At 59.7% G+C, this 21,078-nt stretch carries 21 protein-coding genes; 8 read left to right on the plus strand and 13 right to left on the minus strand.

The window, feature by feature from the left end; all coding sequences use genetic code 11:
* The first annotated feature begins 48 nt into the window (after nucleotides 1–48).
* Nucleotides 49–1,293, plus strand: coding sequence for a PglL family O-oligosaccharyltransferase (locus tag VE934_RS08275; protein ID WP_324886425.1), 1,245 nt, complete (start codon nucleotides 49–51; stop codon nucleotides 1,291–1,293).
* Here the strand turns inward: VE934_RS08275 and moaC are convergent.
* On the minus strand, nucleotides 1,277–1,765 hold the full coding sequence (gene moaC / locus VE934_RS08280) for a cyclic pyranopterin monophosphate synthase MoaC (RefSeq protein ID WP_324886260.1): 489 nt from the start codon (nucleotides 1,763–1,765) through the stop codon (nucleotides 1,277–1,279). The genes VE934_RS08275 and moaC overlap by 17 nt on opposite strands.
* A gap of 152 nt (nucleotides 1,766–1,917) precedes the next feature.
* Here moaC and VE934_RS08285 point away from each other — a divergent pair, with 152 nt between their 5' ends.
* Nucleotides 1,918–3,441: a M48 family metalloprotease gene (locus VE934_RS08285; protein ID WP_414693829.1), complete on the plus strand. Its 1,524-nt coding sequence runs from the start codon at nucleotides 1,918–1,920 to the stop codon at nucleotides 3,439–3,441.
* A gap of 90 nt (nucleotides 3,442–3,531) precedes the next feature.
* On the opposite strand, the gene VE934_RS08290 is transcribed toward VE934_RS08285, so the two are convergent.
* Nucleotides 3,532–4,260, minus strand: coding sequence for a TerC family protein (locus VE934_RS08290; protein ID WP_324886264.1), 729 nt, complete (start codon nucleotides 4,258–4,260; stop codon nucleotides 3,532–3,534).
* Nucleotides 4,261–4,660: 400 nt separating this feature from the next.
* Here VE934_RS08290 and VE934_RS08295 point away from each other — a divergent pair, with 400 nt between their 5' ends.
* Both VE934_RS08295 and VE934_RS08300 read left to right on the plus strand, forming a co-directional pair.
* Complete coding sequence (locus tag VE934_RS08295) at nucleotides 4,661–5,101, plus strand: DUF3717 domain-containing protein (RefSeq protein ID WP_324886266.1); 441 nt, start codon at nucleotides 4,661–4,663, stop codon at nucleotides 5,099–5,101.
* A gap of 70 nt (nucleotides 5,102–5,171) precedes the next feature.
* Complete coding sequence (locus VE934_RS08300) at nucleotides 5,172–5,480, plus strand: DUF2007 domain-containing protein (protein ID WP_324886268.1); 309 nt, start codon at nucleotides 5,172–5,174, stop codon at nucleotides 5,478–5,480.
* A 140-nt stretch (nucleotides 5,481–5,620) separates the two neighbouring features.
* Here VE934_RS08300 and purB read toward each other — a convergent pair whose 3' ends face one another.
* Nucleotides 5,621–7,009, minus strand: a complete 1,389-nt coding sequence (gene purB / locus VE934_RS08305) for an adenylosuccinate lyase (protein ID WP_324886270.1) — start codon at nucleotides 7,007–7,009, stop codon at nucleotides 5,621–5,623.
* 131 nt (nucleotides 7,010–7,140) lie between these two features.
* On the opposite strand from purB, the gene VE934_RS08310 reads away from it, so the two are divergent.
* Nucleotides 7,141–7,767 carry a glutathione S-transferase C-terminal domain-containing protein gene (locus VE934_RS08310; RefSeq protein ID WP_324886272.1) on the plus strand — a complete coding sequence of 209 codons (627 nt, stop codon included), beginning with the start codon at nucleotides 7,141–7,143 and terminating at the stop codon, nucleotides 7,765–7,767.
* A gap of 6 nt (nucleotides 7,768–7,773) precedes the next feature.
* Here the strand turns inward: VE934_RS08310 and VE934_RS08315 are convergent, their stop codons facing one another.
* From VE934_RS08315 to VE934_RS08355, 9 genes are all read right to left on the minus strand, one after another.
* Nucleotides 7,774–8,208 carry a nuclear transport factor 2 family protein gene (locus VE934_RS08315; RefSeq protein WP_324886274.1) on the minus strand — a complete coding sequence of 145 codons (435 nt, stop codon included), beginning with the start codon at nucleotides 8,206–8,208 and terminating at the stop codon, nucleotides 7,774–7,776.
* Between the two features lie 7 nt (nucleotides 8,209–8,215).
* Complete coding sequence (locus tag VE934_RS08320; protein ID WP_324886276.1) at nucleotides 8,216–8,986, minus strand: SDR family NAD(P)-dependent oxidoreductase; 771 nt, start codon at nucleotides 8,984–8,986, stop codon at nucleotides 8,216–8,218.
* A gap of 92 nt (nucleotides 8,987–9,078) precedes the next feature.
* Nucleotides 9,079–9,642, minus strand: a complete 564-nt coding sequence (locus VE934_RS08325; RefSeq protein WP_324886278.1) for a DUF3833 domain-containing protein — start codon at nucleotides 9,640–9,642, stop codon at nucleotides 9,079–9,081.
* Complete coding sequence (locus VE934_RS08330; RefSeq protein WP_324886427.1) at nucleotides 9,639–10,868, minus strand: MFS transporter; 1,230 nt, start codon at nucleotides 10,866–10,868, stop codon at nucleotides 9,639–9,641. The genes VE934_RS08325 and VE934_RS08330 overlap by 4 nt, the downstream gene beginning before the upstream one ends.
* A 53-nt stretch (nucleotides 10,869–10,921) precedes the next feature.
* Entirely contained in the window at nucleotides 10,922–11,497 is a 576-nt protein-coding gene (locus VE934_RS08335) for a chalcone isomerase family protein (protein ID WP_324886280.1), read from the minus strand.
* Nucleotides 11,494–12,759 carry a cyclopropane-fatty-acyl-phospholipid synthase family protein gene (locus tag VE934_RS08340; RefSeq protein ID WP_324886282.1) on the minus strand — a complete coding sequence of 422 codons (1,266 nt, stop codon included), beginning with the start codon at nucleotides 12,757–12,759 and terminating at the stop codon, nucleotides 11,494–11,496. The genes VE934_RS08335 and VE934_RS08340 overlap by 4 nt, the downstream gene beginning before the upstream one ends.
* Entirely contained in the window at nucleotides 12,756–13,532 is a 777-nt protein-coding gene (locus VE934_RS08345) for a DUF1365 domain-containing protein (RefSeq protein WP_324886284.1), read from the minus strand. Before VE934_RS08345 ends, VE934_RS08340 begins: the two co-directional genes overlap by 4 nt.
* Nucleotides 13,529–14,869: an NAD(P)/FAD-dependent oxidoreductase gene (locus tag VE934_RS08350; protein WP_324886286.1), complete on the minus strand. Its 1,341-nt coding sequence runs from the start codon at nucleotides 14,867–14,869 to the stop codon at nucleotides 13,529–13,531. Before VE934_RS08350 ends, VE934_RS08345 begins: the two co-directional genes overlap by 4 nt.
* A 324-nt stretch (nucleotides 14,870–15,193) precedes the next feature.
* Nucleotides 15,194–15,790 (minus strand): glutathione peroxidase, encoded by a 597-nt coding sequence (locus tag VE934_RS08355; protein ID WP_414693828.1) that lies wholly within the window; start codon nucleotides 15,788–15,790, stop codon nucleotides 15,194–15,196.
* A 279-nt stretch (nucleotides 15,791–16,069) separates the two neighbouring features.
* On the opposite strand from VE934_RS08355, the gene VE934_RS08360 reads away from it, so the two are divergent.
* Genes VE934_RS08360 through rfaE2 form a run of 3 tightly spaced genes read left to right on the plus strand, consistent with a single transcriptional unit; the run spans nucleotide 16,070 to nucleotide 17,802 of the window.
* Nucleotides 16,070–16,939 carry a ferritin-like domain-containing protein gene (locus tag VE934_RS08360; RefSeq protein ID WP_324886288.1) on the plus strand — a complete coding sequence of 290 codons (870 nt, stop codon included), beginning with the start codon at nucleotides 16,070–16,072 and terminating at the stop codon, nucleotides 16,937–16,939.
* On the plus strand, nucleotides 16,939–17,289 hold the full coding sequence (locus VE934_RS08365) for a Rid family hydrolase (protein ID WP_324886290.1): 351 nt from the start codon (nucleotides 16,939–16,941) through the stop codon (nucleotides 17,287–17,289). The genes VE934_RS08360 and VE934_RS08365 overlap by 1 nt, the downstream gene beginning before the upstream one ends.
* A 9-nt stretch (nucleotides 17,290–17,298) precedes the next feature.
* Nucleotides 17,299–17,802, plus strand: a complete 504-nt coding sequence (gene rfaE2 / locus VE934_RS08370) for a D-glycero-beta-D-manno-heptose 1-phosphate adenylyltransferase (RefSeq protein ID WP_324886292.1) — start codon at nucleotides 17,299–17,301, stop codon at nucleotides 17,800–17,802.
* Nucleotides 17,803–17,894: 92 nt separating this feature from the next.
* On the opposite strand, the gene VE934_RS08375 is transcribed toward rfaE2, so the two are convergent.
* Nucleotides 17,895–21,059 (minus strand): efflux RND transporter permease subunit, encoded by a 3,165-nt coding sequence (locus VE934_RS08375; RefSeq protein ID WP_324886294.1) that lies wholly within the window; start codon nucleotides 21,057–21,059, stop codon nucleotides 17,895–17,897.
* Nucleotides 21,060–21,078: the final 19 nt, after the last annotated feature.

Consider the following 21,078-nt stretch of genomic DNA (forward strand, 5'->3'; position numbering starts at 1 on the left):
CTGGGCCTGGCTCAGTATTTTGGAGCGGAGGACAGATTTCTTCCATGGATGAACCAAACTGCGGTGGGCGAGGCGTTTGCCAACTTGCGACAGCGCAACCAGTTCGCGACTTTGACCAACATCTCACTGGTGGGCCTGCTTTGGCTGACGGCAAGGCAAGGGTGGGCGGGTGCCAGGATGTGGATGGCGTTCGCCGGTGCGGCTTTGCTGGCGGCGGGCAACGCGGCATCCTCGTCTCGTACGGGAATGCTGCAGCTGGGGCTGCTCTGTTTGCTTTGCGGGTCGTGGACAAGTTGGCGCAGGCCGATAATTTGGCGTGTTTTGCTGGTGGCTTTGCTGGCCTACGCCGTGGCCATGCTGGCGTTGCCTTGGCTCGCTGGCCTAGACCCTGAGCGGGGGATGCTTGGCCGCTTGCGGGCTGGAGATGCGATTTGCGCCAGTCGCCTGACCCTTTGGTCCAATGTTCTTCACCTGATCACGCAGAAGCCATGGTTCGGATGGGGCTGGGGCGAGCTGGACTATGCACACTACATGAGCATTTATCCCGGAGAGCGGTTTTGCGACATTCTTGACAATGCCCATAATCTGCCTTTGCACCTAGCGGTTGAGCTGGGCATTCCCGCAGCTTTGCTATTGTGCGGCTCGGCAATATGGGTGGTTGTGCGCACACGTCCCTGGCGAGATAGGAATCCCACCCGACAGATGGCATGGGCAGTGTTGGCCGTAATCGGGTTGCACAGCCTGCTCGAGTACCCATTGTGGTACGGCCCCTTCCAGATAGCTCTTGGCCTGTGCGTGGCCATGCTCTTGAAAAAATTGCCTGAGTCCTCCCTGCAAACCGCTGGCGCTGGGAGTTCAGTGAAAAAAACGAGAAAGGCCCTATATTCATGCCAAATGTTTGCTATCGTAACCATAGCGTTTTTGGTGTATGCGGCTTGGGACTACTACCGGGTCAGCCAAATCTACTTGGCTCCGGCCGCGCGACATCCTGCTTTTCAGGAAGACACCCTGATCAAAATCCGCGGAAGCTGGTTGTATCGCGGGCAGGTGCAATTTGCTGAATTGGCCACAACGGCACCGGTGGCAACCAACGCCTCACGCGTCTATAGCCTGGCGAATGAGATGCTTCATTTCTCTCCGGAGCCGCAGGTCATCGAAAAATTGATCGAAAGCGCTATTCTCCTGGGCTTGGACGAGCAGGCACTTCTGCATCAGCACCGCTACCGCAGGGCTTTTCCGCAAGACTACGAAAAATGGAGAAGTAGCCAGTCTCCTCCTAGGCCGGCGCTGTGAAGCTTCCCGACTTGCCGCCATGTTTCTCAAGCACCTTCACGTCGGTGATCGTCATGCCCCGATCGACTGCCTTGCACATGTCGTAGATTGTCAGCAACGCAACCTGCACAGCGGTGAGGGCTTCCATCTCAACACCAGTTGGACCCACCGTCTCAACCCTGGATGAACAGATCACGCACGCATTAGCCGCGTCTGGGTGGAAATCAACGGCCACGCGCGTTAGCGCGAGCGGGTGGCACAGGGGGATCAGTTCAGCCGTTTTTTTGGCGGCCATGATGCCGGCTATTCTGGCGATGCCCAGCACATCACCTTTTTTGGCCGTGCCTTCCATAATGATGGCGAGGGTGGCTGCATTCATGACGATGCTTCCTCGTGCCACGGCGACGCGGTGTGTGGCGGGCTTGGCTGCGACGTCAACCATGTGAGCATGGCCTTGCCCGTCGAAGTGAGTTAACCCTGAAGTTGTAGTCATACTGTTACAAAACCTTTACAAGCTTCCATCATCATAAGAGCTTGTCCGCATGACACCATCGTCCGGAGCGCCGTTTTGAGGTTGCTCTGCACCACTTGAGGTAATTGCCTTTGTTTCATCATGCACCTCGCAGCGTTGCTCTCGCAGCTGCCATTTTTATCGCATCCGCCGGTCTTTCCCAGGCTCAATCACCGGGGCGACCCAGCGGAGCCCTGCCCACCTTGGGCGATACGTCCGAACTGACTGCGGGCGCGGAGCGGCGCTTGGGCGATCGCATTGCCAGCAGTATTTACCGGGACCCCGACTATCTGGACGACCCGGTGCTGGGGGATTACCTGCAGGGTATCTGGAAGCCTCTGATGGTCGCGGCTCGGGCCCGGGGAGAGCTGAGCGCGGAGCTGGAAGAGCGATTTGCGTGGGATCTCATGCTGATCCGTAACCGGTCGGTCAATGCCTTTGCCTTGCCGGGGGGGTACCTGGGCGTGCATCTGGGGCTGATCAGTGTGGTCAGTACGCGGGACGAGCTGGCCTCGGTGCTGGCGCACGAATTGAGCCACGTCACGCAGCGTCACATTTCCCGGCTGATGAGCAAGCAAGATCAGCAAGTCCCGTTGCTGATTGCCACCATCCTGTTTGGAATCATGGCTGCTGGCAGAAATGCGGATATGGCCAACGCCGCGATAGCTGGGGGGCAGGCCTTGGCCATTCAGAATCAGCTCAATTTTTCCCGCGACATGGAGCGTGAGGCGGACCGGGTCGGTTTTGGGGTGATGGCCGAAGCCGGGTTTGACAAGCAGGGCTTTACCAGCATGTTTGAAAAGCTCGAGCAAGCGTCACGCCTTACCGACAGTGGCTCTTTTCCCTACTTGCGCACCCACCCTTTAAACACCGAGCGGATTGCCGAGGCCAAGAGCAGGCTGCAGCTGGAAGCAAACACGCCAGCCCCATCGGGTGCGGCGGCGACGGACGCGGCTGCCGCCAGCCTGCTTCACGCGATGATGGCCGGGCGGGCGCGTGTCATGGGTGACACCAGCAGCGATGCCTTGCAAACTGCAGTGACCAACGCGCAACGTGCGGCCAGTCCTGCGACCGCCGTCACGGCGCGCGACGCAGGTGCGCTTTACGCAGGAACGCTTGCAGCCATTCGTTTGCGGGATTACGTTTTGGGGCGCAGCTTTGTTGCCAGGCTCAGGCAAGCTGTCGCCTCCAGCCGTCCGCTGACTGACCAGGTTCAATGGCTGGCGATGGAGCTGGAGCTGGCTGCCGAAAACCCTTTAGCTGCAATCAAGCTCACCAACACCAGTAGTCGCCCCGCCGTGTTGCTGCAAGCCAGGGCGGACATTGGCGCCGGCCGGGCCGCTGAGGCTTCAGGCCGCCTGCAAAGGTGGGTCACTGATTATCCAAAGGACGCGATTGCCTGGGAGTTGCTTTCTCAAGCCTATGGCAAGCAGGGACAGCTCCTGCGGGCGATTCGCGCTGATGCGGAAGCGCGCGTGGCCCAGCTCGATTACCCGGCGGCCCGAGACCGGCTCAAGGCCGCGCAGGACATGGTGCGCAGCAATCGAAACAGTTCGGCGCCCGAGAACTACATCGACAGTTCCATCATCGATACCCGGGCCCGCGAGGTAGACCAGATTTTGCGGGAACAGGCAGCGGACGAAAAAGCGGCACGCTAGGGGTCCGGCCCCGTTGATCGACTGACATCAACGGGAACCGCGCACTCACAAAATCGTTGATGCCTGGTCCTTCGCGTTTCCCGAAGTTGCTTATTCCGTCAGGGCGTTGCCAACTGCATCCCTGCGGGAGCGACGCGTCACCCACCAGCCTGCGCCCAGAACCCCGGCAACCGCCAAAGCGTAGGTACCCCAGCGCGCTGCAAGCTGCAGGGTTTCTTTGCCTGCCGGGACGTTCGCGCCGCCAAAAATGGCGGCCAGCAGGGGTTCACTCACCACCATCTTGGCGGCGGTGAAAGCCAGTACGGCGGCACCCACACTGATGATGACGGGGAAGCGCTCGACCAGCTTGAGGACCATGGTGCTGCCAAAAACAACGATGGGGATGCTCACCAGCAAGCCAATCACCACCAGGTCAAACGCCCCATGGGCCGCGCCGGCAACACCAAGCACGTTATCAACACCCATCAGGGCATCAGCCACCACGATGGTCTTCATGGCGCCCCAAAAGGTGCTGGCGACAGGGCCGTCGTGCTCTTTGCCTCCCTGATCGGCCAGCAGTTTGTAGGCAATCCATAACAGCCCCAGGCCGCCGACCAGCATGAGGCCCGGAATTTTCAACAGCCAGACGACGCCGACCGTCATGACAGACCGCACGGCGATGGCGCCCACCGTTCCCCACGCGATGGCCTTCTTTTGCAGATGCGGCGGCAGGTTGCGTGCTGCCAGCGCGATCACGATCGCGTTGTCGCCAGCCAGTACCAGGTCAATCAAAATAATGGCGAGCAGGGCAGACCACCAAGGTGTAGAAAAAAGCTCCATGACATATCACTCCGTATCCAGATTTCGACAAGGCCAGTCGCAGGCAAATGGCCGACAGGGTTGAAGCAGGACAGGTTGATGAATGAAGCGGTGCAAGGAGCCTTGAACGCTTCGATCAAACCTGTACAGGTTTCGATCGAAGGTCTGGCTCGACATGCAGCTGATGTGCATGTCCAGCAAGCCGGAAGTGTGAGCTTCGAATTGACGACTTGCTGAAACAATATTGCTGCCTGGGCGGCCCTGCGCGCCATGCAGCAAAATGAGGGAGTTACTCCCCTTCGTGTGGGTATTCTAGCTGACCGGTATTCCTTCAGTCGTATCGGGGAGCGCCCCAATTAGGCCCGAGGATGCTTCCGGTTCGGCCGCTCATCGATAATTTAGCGTCCCCCTTTCACACCTCATGCCAGCCATTCACATCACCGACATCGAAGCGGCCATTAACTACTGGCGCGAGAAAAAGCCTTCACCTGATGGCGTCACCCTGGCGCCGGAACTGCGTGCGCTGGCAGAGGTCTACGCCTTGCTGGTTTTCTACCATGAGGAGGAAGCAGACGAAGCGGGCTTTCCGGCACCGGCGATGGCAGCCTGGCGCGTCTGGTACGACTCAACCGCCGACACCCCTTGCATCGCCATTTGTTCGACCAGCCAGGGTGACGATGTTTGCAAGGGATGTGGCCGCACCTTCGACGAAGTGCAGCACTGGCCCGAACTGGGTCCCGTCGAAAAGCGCAGCACCTGGCGGCGCATCACACAGGAAGCCACGGCCTGGCGTTTTGGCCGGTACGCTGACCGGGCGCTTGAGAACAAGGATGTGCCGGTGGAGTCCCATAAAGTCAGTTAACGGTCTTTTTAGCCTTTGGCCCTTATTCCACGGGCGCAGTTAGCTATAGATTCAGGAGTAAACTGGCCGCATGCTTCGCCTCGCACGCGCCCCCAACATTGCCATTGCCTCATTGTGGGCCGATGCTTTGCAGCAAGCAGGCTTTTCTGCCAGTGTGCAACGGTATTTTCTGGGTAGCGTGGCAGGCGAGTTGCCGCCAGACCAGTGCCAGCCAGAAGTCTGGCTGGCGCACGATGATGAAAAACCCCGTGCCGAGGCTTTGCTGCACAGTTTGCAAAACCCGCCGCAGCGGCACTGGGTCTGCAGTTGCGGGGAAACCGTTGAAGGTGGGTTTGAGCAGTGCTGGCAATGCGGCGGCGACATGCCAGTGCTTCCCTAAAATCGCAAAACTGAGGACGAACGGAATACGCGGGATGTCTTCAGCCCAGCCGGGGCCGCGGAACCGGCTTCGCCGGGCCGCAGGCGCAGCGGCCCCCTCGGGGGGCAGGGAGCTACACGCAGTGAGCGACCGTGGGGGCTTTAGATTCGTTTGGCCAGCTCTGCTGCCTTGCCCACGTAGGTGGCCGGTGTCATGTCCAGCAGGCGTTGCTTCTCAGCTTCCGGAATCTCCAGCGAGCGGATCAGTCCGTGCAGCGCCTCGGCTGTCACGGTTTTGCCACGCGTGACTTCCTTGAGTTTTTCGTAAGCGCCCTGCACACCGTACCGCCGCATCACGGTCTGGATCGGCTCGGCCAGCACTTCCCATGATGCGTTCAGGTCATCATCCAGAGCCTCCTGGTTGAGCTCCAGCTTGCCCAGGCCCGTACCCAGCGAGGTGTAAGCCAGCACGGCATAGCCAAAAGCCACGCCCATGTTGCGCAGGACGGTGCTGTCGGTCAAATCGCGTTGCCAACGGCTGATCGGCAGTTTTTCACTCAGGTGGCGCAGCAATGCATTAGCCAAGCCCAGGTTGCCCTCGGCATTTTCAAAATCAATCGGATTGACCTTGTGCGGCATGGTGCTGGAGCCAATTTCACCGGCTTTGAGGCGCTGCTTGAAGTAGCCAACGCTGACATACCCCCAGACATCACGCGAAAAGTCGATGAGGATGGTGTTGGCGCGTGCCACCGCGTCAAACAGCTCAGCCATGTAGTCATGCGGCTCGATCTGGATGCTGTAGGGCTGGAAGGTCAAGCCCAGGCCCAGCGGTTCTGGCGACTCGATGACTCGCCGGCTCAGGGCCTCCCAGTCGAAGTCTGGCCAGGCTGAGAGGTGCGCGTTGTAATTGCCCACCGCGCCGTTCATTTTGGCCATCAGCTTCACGGCCGCGATTCGCTCCCGGGCGACGTCCAGGCGCGCCACCACGTTGGCGATTTCCTTGCCCACGGTTGTGGGGCTGGCGGTCTGGCCGTGGGTGCGGCTAAGCATGGGCTGGTCGGCAAAGCGGTGAGCCATCTCACGCAGCTGGGCAATCACTTTGTCCAGCGTGGGCAGCAAAACCTGGTCGCGGCTGCTTTTGAGTTGCAGGGCGTGGCTGGTGTTGTTGATGTCTTCACTGGTGCAGGCAAAGTGCACAAACTCGGCCGCCGCCTGCAGTTCAGGCCTGGCTTCAAATTTGGACTTGATCCAGTACTCCACCGCCTTGACATCATGGTTGGTGGTTTTTTCGATTTCCTTGATGGCTGCGGCGTCCGCTTCAGAGAAATGTTTGGTCAAACCGAGCAAGTAAGTACGTGCTCCGGGGCTGAGGGGCTTGAATTCCGCAAACCCTGCGTCAGACAACGCAATAAACCACACCACTTCCACCTGCACGCGCCGGTGCATGTAGCCGAGTTCCGACATAAGAGGGCGCAAGGCGGCGAGTTTGGCGGCATAACGGCCATCCAGAGGGGACAGGGCGGTGAGGGTAAAGCTGCTGGAAGGGGTCATGGGGTCAATTGTAGGCGGCCAGTTCCGGCGTCCCGGTGTTTGTTACGCGCCACTTTCCTGCAGTGAGCGGCTGCAGCGCGCCTTCCTCGATAGAATGCAATGGACTTCGGCTCACGACAAAAAACTCATCTATGAAACTCATTGGATCCAGCGCCAGCCCTTTTGTACGCAAAGTGCGCGTTGTGATGGCGGAAAAAAAGCTCGACTATCAGTTCGTACTGGAAGATGTCTGGGCGGCCGGTACCACCATAGGCGAGTCCAACCCGCTCGGCAAAGTGCCCTGCCTGGTGATGGAAGGCTCAAATGGCTCTGAAGAGGCGGTTTTTGACTCGCGCGTGATTGTTGAGTACCTGGACACGTTATCCCCTGTGGGCAAACTGATCCCGGTGCAGGGTCGCGAGCGGGCTGAGGTGAAAACCTGGGAAGCACTGGCTGATGGTTTGCTCGACGCGGCCATCCTGGCCCGTCTTGAAGCCACCTGGACCGGGCGCACCGACAAACAGCGCAGTCAGGTCTGGATTGACCGTCAGCTGGACAAGATCAACGGAACCATAGCGGCCATGAGCACCGGGCTGGCCGAAAAACCTTTTTGCAGCGGCATCCACCTGAGCCTGTCCGACATCGCCGTCGGTTGTGCGCTGGGCTATCTGGATTTCCGCTTCCCCCAGATTGACTGGCGGGCCGACCATCCCAACCTGGCACGGCTTTTTGAAAAGCTGAGCCAGCGCCCCAGCTTCATGGATACCCGGCCAGCCTGAGACCTCTCAGGTCTCCGCGCTGATTTTTCTGCGAAGCCAGCGCATCAAGCTGCCAATTATTGGCAGCTTTTCGTACAGCTCTTCAGCTGCATCCCAGTAATCGCGGTGGAAGTCGATCAAGCCGGCGTCATTGATCTTGAGATGCGAGCAGCCGCGAATCGTTTGCAAAGGCGCCTTGCCGCTGTTTTTGAAACGAAATTCAAAGTCCCAGGTGAGGAAGCACTGGTTTCCTTCTTCCACCCGCCCGGTGACCACGAAGCGGGGCTGGTCCAGCGTTTCGTACATGTGGCTAAAGATGCGCTGCAAAGGAACCACGCCACGCACCTCATTAAAAGGGTCCTTGAAGTAAAGATCGGGCGCGTAAAACTCGCCCAGGCGGGCAATACTTTCAGGACGCATGCCTTCAAAAAAAGGCACCAGCTTGTCGATGACGGAATTCATGCGTGTTTTACAGCCCGGTGAATTTTTTGACGGCGGGGAAATACAGCGCGTAGGGCAAGAGGCGCAGCGTTTTCATCCAGCGCGTGAAACGTTTGGGAAAGTGAATTTCAAACTCGCCCTTTGCCCAACCGGCGAGAATTTCTGAAGCGGCCTTTGCGGGGGTGATCAGGGCGGGCATATCAAACTGATTCTGCGCTGTGAGCGGTGTTTCAACAAAACCCGGGTTGATCAAACTGACCCCCACGCCGCTCGCCTGCAGGTCCACGTACATGGTTTCGGCCAGATTAATCAACGCCGCCTTGGTGGGCCCGTAAGCCAGGCTTTTCGGCAAGCCCCGATAGCCGGCGACGCTGCTGATCAGGCTGATGTGGCCGCTGCCGCGTTGGATCATGGCAGGTAGCACCGCGTCCAGCAAGTAGAGCGCACCCGTGTAGTTCACCTGCTGATGCCTGAGCATTTCATCAAGATCAAATGCAGTGGCGCGTTGTTCCTTGTAGTAGCCCGCGCAGTACATCAGCACGTCCAGCGAGCCACTGCCCAGCACCTCTTGCGCAGCCAGCTGGACGGCGGCGGGGTCGGTCGCATCCAGTGGCACCACCACCGCGCCGGCATGGGTGTCTGCAAACTCCTTCAGTGCCTGGGCGTTTCGGGCCGAGACCACGACCCGGGCGCCGCGCGTGTGCAGCAGGTGGGCCGTGGCCAGACCAATGCCGCTGGATGCGCCAACCAGCCACACGGTTTTGCCGTGCCAGTCGTTCATGGGAGGGTTGTAAGACATACAGGAGCTTGTTATAAAAATGATAGCTAACTGCGCCCGTGGATAAAGGGCAAAGTGCTGTTTTTGCTTGAAGTTGCGGCCTGTGGAGCGTGTCAGCGCTTCACAAAAGACAAGGTAACTTCACCGAGCTTGATGCCGAACTTGCTCATCTCTGCCTTGTTCAGCATCACCCTGTCGTCTATCAGGTACATCCAGTCGTCAAACTGCACTTCGACAATCTTTCCGTCCACCGGCAGTTGCAGCGTGTAGCCCCAGCGGAATGCATTGCCACTCTCCTGCCCCTTGGCTTCGCCCACCACGTCAGCAGCCGTGCCCACGTAGCTGCCACCAGGACCGCGCTTGAGGGTCCAGACGCGCCTGTCTTTGGTCCCATCGGAGTAGGTGAAGACTTCGTCCAGCACGCCAACTTCTTCGCCGGGCTTGCCTTGCCAGCTGCAGGTCATGACCACCGTGAAACGCTTGACCACCTTGCCGGATCTGTCGGTGAAGACGCCATAGGCATCCACCGTGCCATTGAAATACTGGCGCAGATCGAGCACTGGCTTTTCTGCGGCGTAGTCGTTGATTTGAGGGCCAGCACAGCCGGCAATAAGCAGCGTCAAGGATGCAATAAGGGCAGCTGCGGCTTGACGCCAGCCAAAACTTGTTTGATTCATGGGGTAAGGCCTTGAGGATGTTTGATGACAAAAAAATAAAGACAGGCTGCGGCTGCGAGCTTGAGCAGACAGGGCAACACGCAATAAGCCACCAGCAAGGCGTTCAGCGCTTGGGCATCCCGGGCCCCGGGCGCGTAACCAAAAACACCGAGCAGCGGCAACGCCAACCCGGCTGCCAATGCCAGGTTGAGCTTGATGGCAAAGTTCCACCAGCCAAAGTACGCGCCTTCCGATTGGCCTGATTGCCCGTTCGCCTGGATCACGCCGGCCAGCAGGGCGCCGGGTAGCGCGAGGTCAGTGCCCAATGCAATGCCGGACAGCGCGCACACGATCACAAAACCCGCCGTGTCCCCGGCTGCTATTTGCGTGGCCCAGCCAAATGTGGCAATCGCGAGCAGCATGCCCAGCAGCCAGGTGGGCGCGAGCCCGATACGTTTGACCAGCGCCAGCCATAGCGGAATCGACAGTGCCGCGCTCACAAAATAGCTGCCCAGAAACAGCGGCTCCTGGCTGGACGGCGCCTGCAGGCGGTCCTGGATGAAAAACAGCACCAGCGTCGCCGGCACCGCGCTCGCCGTACCGTTGAGCAGGAAGACCACCAGCAGACGGCGAAAGCCCTGCTGGCGAAACGGCATCCAGATCGACGTTGCCACCTGACGGCCGACGGCCACCGGACGGGCTAGCGGCCGGACGGCGTGCGCCCATGCCAGCCAGCCGACTGCCAGGGCCACAAAAAACAGTGCGGTGCTGGCCGGCAGGCCGAAGACGACAGGTGTGATCGACGCAAGCACCACGCCGACCAGACCGAGCCCCTCGCGCCAGGCCACGATGCGGCTGCGCTGACGCTCGTCCCCGCCCAGCATTGCGCCCCAGGACTGGTGCGAAACGCTGAGCGCGCTGTAACCGGCATAGGTCAGCATCAACATCAGGCTGGCCCAGACCACCAGCGCCGACGGTGCGCTCACCAGCGGAAAAAACAGCAGCGCAAACCCCAGCGCCAGAACCAGCGCGGCGATGGCGCCCAAGCCCAGCACCGCCTTGGCCGAGCGTGCAAACAGGCGATCGCTCAGGCGTCCCAGCAGGGGATCGATCAGGGCATCAAACAGGCGCGCGCCCAGCAACACCGCCCCCAGCGTGGCCAGCGGCACACCAAATTCACGGGCGTAGTGGTTCGGCAAAATCACATACAGTGGCAGTGCCACAAAAGCCAGCGGCAGGCCCAGCATGCCGTAGGCCAGACCATTGCGGGTGCCAAAGGCGCCCGTGGCGGTGGCAGAGCTCACGTACCCGCTCCGGTCACCAGCGCGTTGCGAAGGCCGGGCTCAGAGGTGCCGGGCGCCAGCCAGATGCCGAAGAAGCGTTTCGCAAACTCCGCGTCGCGGATATCGCCCATTGGTTTGCCATTCATCCAGAAGGACGCACCCACCCCGGGTCGGTGGACACCCATGATGCGATCACCTTTTTTGACATCGGGCAGCACCCCGCGCAACGCGGCCAGCCACTGGGCTGCGAGGTCGTCGCTGACCGGGGCGGTGCGACGCATTTCAGTGATCGATCGTTCGGCGATCGCCTGGCCTTCAAAAGCGCGCAGGTAGCTCAGCTCCAGCGCCAGCGCCTGATTGGCGAAGTTCTCCACCCGAAATCCCGGTCCTGCCCACAGTCGTGCGTCATAGATCTGAAAGCCAAATACACGCAGGCGCCCACCGCCCAGCAGCCGGCCTTGCGGCAGGGCGTCAAACAACTCGGGTGGCTTGGGGCTGCCCGCCGTGGCTTCGGAGGCTGTTTGCGCTGCAGCTGGCGCGGCGGCACCGACGCCCAGGACCAGCGTCAGCGCGAGCAGCAGGCCGCCGGTCATATTTTTCGCAGCGTGTACTGCACCACGTCGGTATTGGCCTGGGCAAACGCTGCTTCGCAGTAGGCCAGATAGAACTCCCATATGCGGATGAACCTTTTATCAAACCCGAGTTGGAGCACCCGTGATTCTTGTGCCATGAACTCTTCGCGCCACAAAACAAGCGTGCGGGCGTAGTCCTGGCCAAACGAAAACTCGTCGATCACTTCCAGCCCTGCGGCGCGCGCCTGGGCGCGAAACTCCGTGGGACTTGGCAGGCAGCCCCCCGGAAAAATATATTGCTGAATGAAGTCAGTAGACGAGACATAACGCTCAAACAAATCGTCGGCGATCACGATGCTCTGAATGCAGGCGCGGCCCCCGGGCTTGAGCAAACGGGCAACCGTCTGAAAATATTCGGGCCAGTACTCACGGCCGACGGCTTCGACCATCTCAATGGAGCATATGGCGTCAAAAGTCTCATCGCTTCCCGCCTTGCCGATATCACGGTAGTCCTGCAAACGCAGATCAGCTTTCCCGGCCACGTTCAGTCGGGCCATGCGCGCGTTGGCCCAGGCCAGTTGTTCGCTGCTGAGCGTCACGCCGACGATGGATGCGTCAAACTCCGTTGCCGCCATTTCCGCCAGTGCGCCCCAACCGCAGCCGATCTCCAGTACCCGATCTCCGGCCTTGACCCCTGCCTGTTCGAGCGCGCGGCGCACTTTGGCATGCTGGGCGTCTTTCATCGAGGTCTCGGGCGAGGCGAAGATGCCGGACGAGTAGTTCATGGTGCCGTCCAGCCACAGCTCATAAAAAGCATTGCCGAGGTCGTAGTGGGCGTGAATGTTTTTCTTGCTGTTTGTTTTGGTATTGCGGTTAAGCAGGTGTTTGATGCGATAGGCAAAACGGCCCAGCCAGGTGCCGTAGATAACGTCTTCGACTTCCTTGCGATTGACGATCAGCACGCTTAGCAAATCACTCAGGTGGTGTGTGCTCCAGTCGCCGGCGATGTAACTTTCGGCGAAACCGATGTCACCCGATTTCAGTGATGCGCTGCAGACATTCCAGTTGTGCAGCCGCAAGCTGGCCGTTGGTGCTTTGCCCGAACCAAAGTGCTGAATCGAACCGTCGGGCAACTGCACATGCAGGGTGCCGTGCTTGAGGCGCGTGAGAAGCTGAAGAACCGTTCGCGCGGCTGCGGGCGTGCCGCCTGGCAGTGAAAGCGACGCCAGGGTCGATGAAACACGCGAAGCGGCAGTGGCGGAGGAGTTGGTGGCTGTGTTCATCGTGTGACAAAGGTGTCGGGGGTTTTGGGTTTGCTGATCAGTGGCACACGCATGCGCCACAACTTGAAGGCTTGCCAGTGAATGCGTGCCACAACGCCGAAGGTCATGGCCGGGTGGCGCCACAAAGCTTTGCGCAGGCTTGCGGTGGTAACGGCTTCCAGCGTGCCACTGACACTGGTTTCCAGCAGCGGACCGGTGGCGTCGTCATAGTCAATCCGCGCCACGGTTTTCTTCAAGCCGTCGTTGTCAATGTGCATGAAGCGAAAGCGGTAGTTTCCTTCCAGTGTGCAAAAGGGAGACACATGAAAGACCTTGTCTGCTTTCAGCTCCTGGCCGTAGTGCGGCCGGTCGAGCAGGTAGCAATGGCGCTCGCCAAAGGTGTTGTTGACCTCAACCACGATGGCGCGCAGATCGCCTTCTGTGTTGTGGCAATACCAGAAGCTCACCGGCTTGAAGGTGTAGCCCAGCACGCGGGGGTAGGTGTGCAGCCAGATTTCGCCGCTGGCATCCTCCACGCCTTCACGGAGCAACAACTCGTCCAGCCAGCTCACACAGTCGGCGCGGCCGTCGCCATGGTCGCAGTCGTAAAAACTCAGTGCGCTGCGACGGTTGTGCGCCAGCATGCCGCTGCCGTGCAGCCGCATGCTGCGCAGGGGCAGCATCAAGAAGTAAGTGGGGTAGCTGAAGGCGTTGCGCGCCGGCTTGAGCCGCGTGTGCCGCACCTGACCGAAACCCAGAAGTGGGGACGGCGCGACAGGATTTGCGGCGGTCATCGGCTAGCTCCCGCAAAGTCTTGCAGCAACTGCTGCGCGACGCGCAGGCCGGATTTGAGGCCGTCTTCATGGAAGCCATAACCTGTCCAGGCGCCACAGAAGTAGCTGTTTTGCTGGCCTTGCAGCCCGCCCACATCTTTTTGCGCACGAATCGCGGCCCCGTCGAATACAGGGTGTGCGTAGTCAAACTCACCGATGATGTGTTGCGCTGCGATGGGGTGCACCGGATTCAGCGATACGATCACGGGTTGCCCAAACGGCAGCGGCTGCAGCATGTTGAGCAGGTAGTGCAGGCAAACCTGATTGGCTTCCTGGCGGCCGTCCTGCGCACGTTCATAGTTCCAGGCAGCCCAGGCGAGTTTGTTGGCAGGAAGCACAGAAGCATCGGTGTGCAGTACGGCCCGGTTGGGCTGATAACTGATGGCGCCCAGTACCGCGCGCTCGGTATCGCTGGCATTGTTCAGCAAGGCCAGCGACTGGTCCGAGTGGGTCGCCAGGACCACTTTGTCAAAGCGCTCAACCCCTGTATCCAGAGTGATCCGCACGCCGCCAGCGGCTGTGTTTTCATCCCGCTCGATTGCGCGCACCGGTGTGTTCAGTCGTTTGTCAGTGATGCCGGCAATGATTTTGTCAACGTAGTGTTTGGCGCCGCCCGTCACGGTCCACCAGCGTGGCCGGTTGGCAACCTGAATGAGTCCGTGGTTATGGCAAAACCGGATCATCGTGGCCACGGGGAACTGCAGCATCTGGTCCGTCGGGCAGGACCAGATGCAGCCCAGCATGGGGAGAAAATACCAGTCGCGGAACTCATCTGAAAACCGGCTGGCGCTCAAAAACTCGCCCAGCGGCTGCATCATGCTGGCCTCGGTCTGGCTCTCGGCAATGGCGGTGGCCAGGCGGTTGAAACGGACGATATCGCGCAGCATGCGCAGAAATTTCCAGTTCAGAAGGTTGCGCCGCTGGGCAAACACGGTGTTGAGGCTGGATCCGCTCCACTCCAGAGCCGTGCCACCCTGCGCACGCGGAACCTTGACCGAAAACGACATGTCGGTCGGCACCGTCTTGACGTCCAGCTCTGCAAAGAGCTTGATCAGGTGTGGATAGGTGCGTTCATTGAAAACCAGAAAGCCGGTGTCTACGCCGTGGGTCCTGGGGCCTTGCGCTGTGGGCAAGGTGATATCGACAGTATGAGTGTGGCCGCCGAAGTAGCTGCCCGCTTCAAAAAGCGTGATGTCAGCCCGGCCCTTCAGGGCATGCGCCACCGCCAGTCCGGAGATGCCGGAGCCGACGACGGCGACTTTGGGCCGGCGGTGAGATGGCGGGATGGACGCGGCCATCTCAGCGGCCTGAAGACAAAAATGCTGCGAAGCGCCCCGGCGCGAACAAGGGAGGGAGGGAGGAGGAGGAGAACCGCCCCGGGATTGCATCCGGTCCACAAGGGACCCGAAGACTTCGCAACAAAAAAAGGTTGCCGGAAAAAGGTGTGAAACCTTTCACCAGCAGGGATACGAGTGAATTGCGCCGTCCACAGTTCCCCGCCCGCGCTTCATTGCGCTGGTAAAGATTTGTTAAGAAGACGGAGCGCATGGTTGAGTAAAAAGTGGTGATCTTGGAAATTGAAGAAATAAAAACCGAGTGGTCGCATTATTACTGAAGAGTAATTATTTGGCTAGCAGTTTCTTTTCTATGTCCGCCAAAAACATGGGGTCTTTGGGATCCACAGTGGTGTTGAAGCTCCTGACTGTCTGGCCGTCCCGGGCCACCACATACTTGTGAAAGTTCCAGCGCGGACGGCTACCGGTGCGGTCTGCGAGCTGCTGAAACAGCGGATTGGCTGTTTTGCCGGTCACGCCGGACTTGGCGAACATCGGAAACTTCACGCCGAAGGTGTTTTGGCAAAAGTCGGCGATTTCCTTGTTGCTGCCGGTCTCCTGTGAAAAGTCATTGGACGGAAAGCCCAACACAACCAGACCCTTGTCTTTGTAGCGGGCATACAAAGCCTCCAGCCCTTCGTATTGCGAGGTGAAACCGCAAAAGCTGGCCGTGTTGACGACCACCAGGACCTTGCCCTGGTATTGGCACAGCGACTGGGGCTTTTCGTCCTGCAGCCGCAAAAAGGTGTGCTGTAGCAGGGGGGTGCAGCCGGATGCGGCCGGGGCGACGGCGGAGTTGGTCGCCCCTGTCTGGGCCAACGCAGGAGGCAGGGCGAGCGTCAGGAGCGTAGCCATTAAGAGGGGCTTGAACAGCAGGCTGATCATGAGGTGCTTTTCCCGCGAAAAATTGAGGAAGGATCTGTTCAGAAAATACGCGGAGCCCGTAGCTTTGGATTCAAGACACCCTGGCGCCCATATGTGGCGCTTCATCCGCTTCCCCGCCCGGGGAAAATCGGGTAGAAAGAGATATCGAAGGACAGAACGTGCCGGAAAAGCTTTTAACCTCCATGAAAATGGCGCAAAAGACGGCCTTGAACAATTTGTCATATTCAGCCTCTAAAATTGAGTTGCATTTAAGTCGGCATATGCCGTGCAAGGAACACTATGCTTTACCCAGAACTTTTCAAGCAGCTTGAGTCAGTCCGCTGGGACATGGACAAAGACATTCCATGGGCCAGTTTCGACGCCTCCAAGTTGACTGACGAGCAGGCGCAGACCATCAAGATGAACGCCATCACTGAATGGTCGGCACTGCCAGCTACAGAAATGTTTCTGCGCGACAACCGGGATGACAGCGATTTTTCGGCCTTCATGTCGATCTGGTTTTTTGAAGAACAGAAGCATTCGCTGGTTCTCATGGAATACCTCAAGCGCTTTCGGCCCGATCTGGTTCCCACGGAGAAAGAGTTGCACGAGGTACGTTTCGAGTTCGAGCCGGCGCCCGCGCTGGAGACATTGATGCTGCATTTCTGCGGCGAGATACGGCTGAACCACTGGTACCGCCGCGCGAGCGAGTGGCATACCGAGCCGGTCATCAAACAGATTTACACCCAGCTCAGCCAGGACGAGGCTCGTCACGGCGGCGCGTACCTGCGCTACATGAAGCGCGCCATCAACAACTTTGGCAATGATGCAAAAGCCGCTTTCACCAAGGTAGGTGTGCTCATGGCCAGCGCGCGCCGCACCGCGCAGGCGCTGCACCCCACCAATCTGCATGTGAACAAAGACCTGTTTCCCCGCGACACCATTCAGTCGCGCCTGCCCAATCCGGAGTGGCTGGAGCACTGGCTCGACAAGCAGATCAACTTTGATGCGGTGTGGGAAGGCAAGGTTGTCGAGCGCATTCTGCACAACATGAGTTTGCTCATGAACCAGAGCTTCAAGAGCGTGCAGGAACTCAACCGCTACCGCAAGGAGCTTGGCAAGGAAATCGCAGCTTCCATTGCTGCCAAGCCAGCCCCAACCAGCACCTGATGCCGGACATCCGCTGGCCCAGCTCCTCGGGTGGGCGAAGCCGGGTGGTTGCGCGCGGCGCACAGGTGTTTGCAGTGGCCAACGCCACTGATGCGCAAGCTGACTTTGCCGGTCAGCTTGCCCAGACCCTGCAGATGCTGGATCAGCATCTGGCGCATGTGGGCGCGTCCCGTACCAACCTGCTCAGCGTGCAGATTTTCCTGAGCCATCTGCAATACAAGAAGCAGCTGGACCTGGCGTGGCGAAAGTGGATTGGCGACGACGAAGCCGCATGGCCGCAACGTGCGGTGATTGGCGCGCAACTTGATGGCGGCCTGCTCGTTGAGATGGTCGCTGTCGCCTTCCGTTAAAGTGGCGCGATGAACAGCGCCGCCTCATCACCGCAAGCCCCGTATTTCGCACAGAAAATCGTATCCCGTGACGCAGCAGCGCGGGCCGTTGCCGCGCTGGAAAAGCCCGTTGTTTTTACGAACGGCGTGTTTGACGTCTTGCACCGCGGGCATGTGACCTACCTTGCCAAAGCGCGTGCGCTGGGCGGCAGCCTGGTTGTAGCGCTGAACACAGACGCCTCCGCCAGAAGGCTGGGCAAAGGCCCGGACAGGCCGCTCAACAACGAACAAGACCGGGCCGTTTTGCTCGCTGCGCTGGAGTCAGTCAGCCTGGTCACCTGGTTTGACGACAACACGCCCCTGGAGCTCATCACCGAGCTGAGGCCTGATGTGTTGGTCAAGGGTGGGGACTACGACATGGACAAGCTGGCCGAGACCGCCGTGGTGCAGGCTTATGGCGGAACCGCGCTTGCCATCCCTTTTGTCGACGGTTACTCGACAAGCGCCCTGGTGGAAAAAATCCGAACGAGCTAAGTGCCGGGGGCCGAGAGGCTGGAAGCAGCCCCTCGGCTGACGTTGCAGAGCAAATCTGCCACTTGCCCTTATTTCACGGGAATACTTTGCTATTATTTTGCTAGCAAAGGCGCGGATTCGTTCGGACCAAGCACCTCGGACTGTGTGATGGCCGGCTTGCCGCGCAGCTTGCGTGTCATGCGTCCAAACCACTGGCCCAGGTCATCCACATAGGTAAACACTGCGGGGATAACCAGCAGGCTCAAAAAGGTGGAAGTAATCAACCCGCCGATGACCGCCACCGCCATGGGTGCCCGGAAACTGCTGTCCGCAGAGCCCCAACCCAGTGCAATCGGCATCATGCCGGCGCCCATGGCAATGGTGGTCATGACAATGGGCCTGGCCCGCTTGTGGCACGCATCCAGCAAGGCCTCCATGCGCGACATCGGTGCTTGTTCGGGCTGGCTGTCGGTGGCCGCACGGCCGCGTCTGGCTTCGATCGCGTATTCGACCAGCAAGATCGAATTTTTGGTCGCCACACCCATCAGCATGATCAGACCGATCAGCGACGGCATGGAAAAACTTTTGTCCGCAATCAGCAGACCGACAAAAGCGCCGCCCAAAGACAGGGGCAGCGCCGCCAGAATGGTCACCGGGTGCAGGAAGTTTTTGAACAGCAGCACCAGCACGATATAAATACACAGCACGCCGGTCAGCATCGCCAGGCCGAAGCTGGCAAACAGCTCGCCCATCACTTCGGCGTCACCGATCACCACCTGTTTTACCCCGGCGGGCAGGTTCACGATGGCCGGCAGCTTTTCAACCGCCGCCGTCACATCACCGAGCGCTGCCCCAGAAAGCTCTACCTCAAACTGCACATTGCGCGAGCGGTTGAAGCGGTCAATCACGGCTGGTCCGCCAGCCAGTTCCACCTTCGCAACTTGGCCCAGCATGACCGGTCCGACACCCGGCTTGGTGCTCGGCACCATCAAGCGCTCCAGGCTGGACAGGTCGGACTTGGCATCGTCCGTTAGACGAACGACGATGGGAACTTGCCGCTGTGAGAGGTTGAGTTTGGGCAGCGCTGCGTTGTAGTCGCCCACGGTGGCGATGCGAAGTGTTTCGCCAATCGCAGCACTCGTGACACCCATATCCGCCATGCGCGCAAAGTCCGGACGCACGGTCACTTCGGGCCGGACCAGTGCTGCGCTGGATGCCACCGAACCAAGGCCCGGAATGGTGCGCAGGTCTTTCTCAAGCGCCGCTGCGGCGCCCGCCAGGGCCACGGGATCTTCTCCAGTTAAGGCCAGGATGTATTTTTCGCCGGAGCCGCCAAGGCCCACTTTGCTGCGAACGCCGGGCAGGTTTTTGAGCGCCGCACGGATGTCGTTCTCGATGCCTTGCTTGCGTGGCCGTTCACCACGCTCGGTGAGCAGAATCGTGAGGGTGGCCTTGCGTGTTTCTGCAGCGCCGCCGGGCGCAAATGGGTCTGAACCAGCTGCACCGCCGCCAATAGTGGTGTAAATACTTTTGACGTTTGGCACAGCCGCAATCAAACCGCGTGCGAGCTCGGCGGCCGCCTTGGTTTCGTTCAGCCGTGTGCCGGGTGGCAACTCCAGATAGACCTGTGTCTGGGAGTTGTCATCGGGTGGAATGAAACCCGTTGGCAGCAAGGGAATCAGCATGATCGAGCCGACAAAAAACGCGCCCGCTGCAAGGCTGGTGATCAAGCGGTGTTTGATGCACCAGTCGCTGGTGCGCATGTACCAGCGCATCACGGGGCCGTCTTTTTCAACATAGTTGACGATGGGCTTGAGAATGTAGGCCGCCATCATGGGCGTCAGCATCCGCGCCACCACCAGCGAGGCAAACACGGCCAGCGCAGCCGTCCAGCCAAACTGTTTGAAAAATTTGCCGGCAATACCGCTCATGAATGCGGTTGGCAAAAACACCGCAATCAGTGTGAAGGTGGTGGCAATCACCGCCAGGCCAATCTCATCGGCGGCTTCCATGGCCGCCTGATAGGGTGCCTTACCCATGCGCAGGTGGCGCACGATGTTTTCCACTTCCACAATCGCGTCGTCCACCAAAATACCAATCACCAGACTCAGCGCCAGCAGCGTCACGATGTTGATGGAAAAGCCCAGGTAGTGCATGCCAATAAAGGCGGGGATCACCGACAGCGGCAAAGCTACTGCAGACACAAAGGTTGCCCGCCAGTCACGCAGGAATAGCCAGACCACCAGCACCGCCAGCAGGCCGCCCTCAATCAGCAGGGTCAGCGAGGCGCTGTACTCTTCTTCCACCGGGGTCACAAAGTCAAAGGCTTCTGTGAGTTCGATGTCGGGGTTGCTGGCCTGCAAGGCCTTTAATGCCACACGCACGCCGCGTCCAGCTTCCACCTCGCTGGCGCCTTTGCTACGCGCCACTTCAAACCCGACCACTGGTACACCATTGAGCAAGGCGGTTGAGCGTTGCTCGGCAATGGTGTCCTGCACGTCAGCAACCTGACCCAGGCGGATCTTGCGACCTTCACCGACCGACAGCTCCAGCCGAGCAAGTTCGGCAGCGGATTTGACGGTGGCCAGTGTGCGCACGGGCTGCTCGCTGCTACCCAGCTCGGTGCGGCCACCGGCGGTATCCATTTGCACCTGACTGAGCTGGCGCGAGATGGTGGAAGCACTCACGCCAAGAGATGCCATTTTGGCGGTGTCCAGCGCAATACGTACTTCGCGGTTAACGCCGCCCACCCGGGTGACGGCGCCTACGCCGGGCACGGCCAGCAGACGGCGGGTCAGCGTGTCGTCGACAAACCAGGAGATGGCTTCATCGTCCATCGCTTTGCTGCGGATGGTGTAGGCAAGGACCGGGGACGAGGCGAGATTGATCTTGTTGACGACTGGGTCGCGCACGTCGGCAGGAAGATCGGCCCGCACTTGCTGCACTGCAGAGCGCACTTCGTCCAAGGCTTCCTGCGTGGCTTTTTCAAGGCGGAACTCGGCCGTGATGGTGACTGCGCCATCCTGCACCTTGGTGTAGATGTTTTTAAGGCCCTGCAGCGAAGCGATGGCGTTTTCCAGCTTGCGGGCGACGTCTGTTTCCAGTTGCGCTGGCGACGCGCCGGGCAGGCTGGCTGAGATCACGATGTTGGGAACATCCAGATCGGGAAAGTTCTGTACCTTCATGCTCTGATAGCTCAGCAGGCCGGCAAAGCACAGCATCACAAAGAACATGATGGCGGGGATGGGGTTGCGAATGCACCAGGCGGAAACGTTCATGCTTTACTCCGGCAAATCG

Source organism: Polaromonas sp., from assembly GCF_035638815.1.
Lineage (GTDB): Bacteria > Pseudomonadota > Gammaproteobacteria > Burkholderiales > Burkholderiaceae_C > Polaromonas.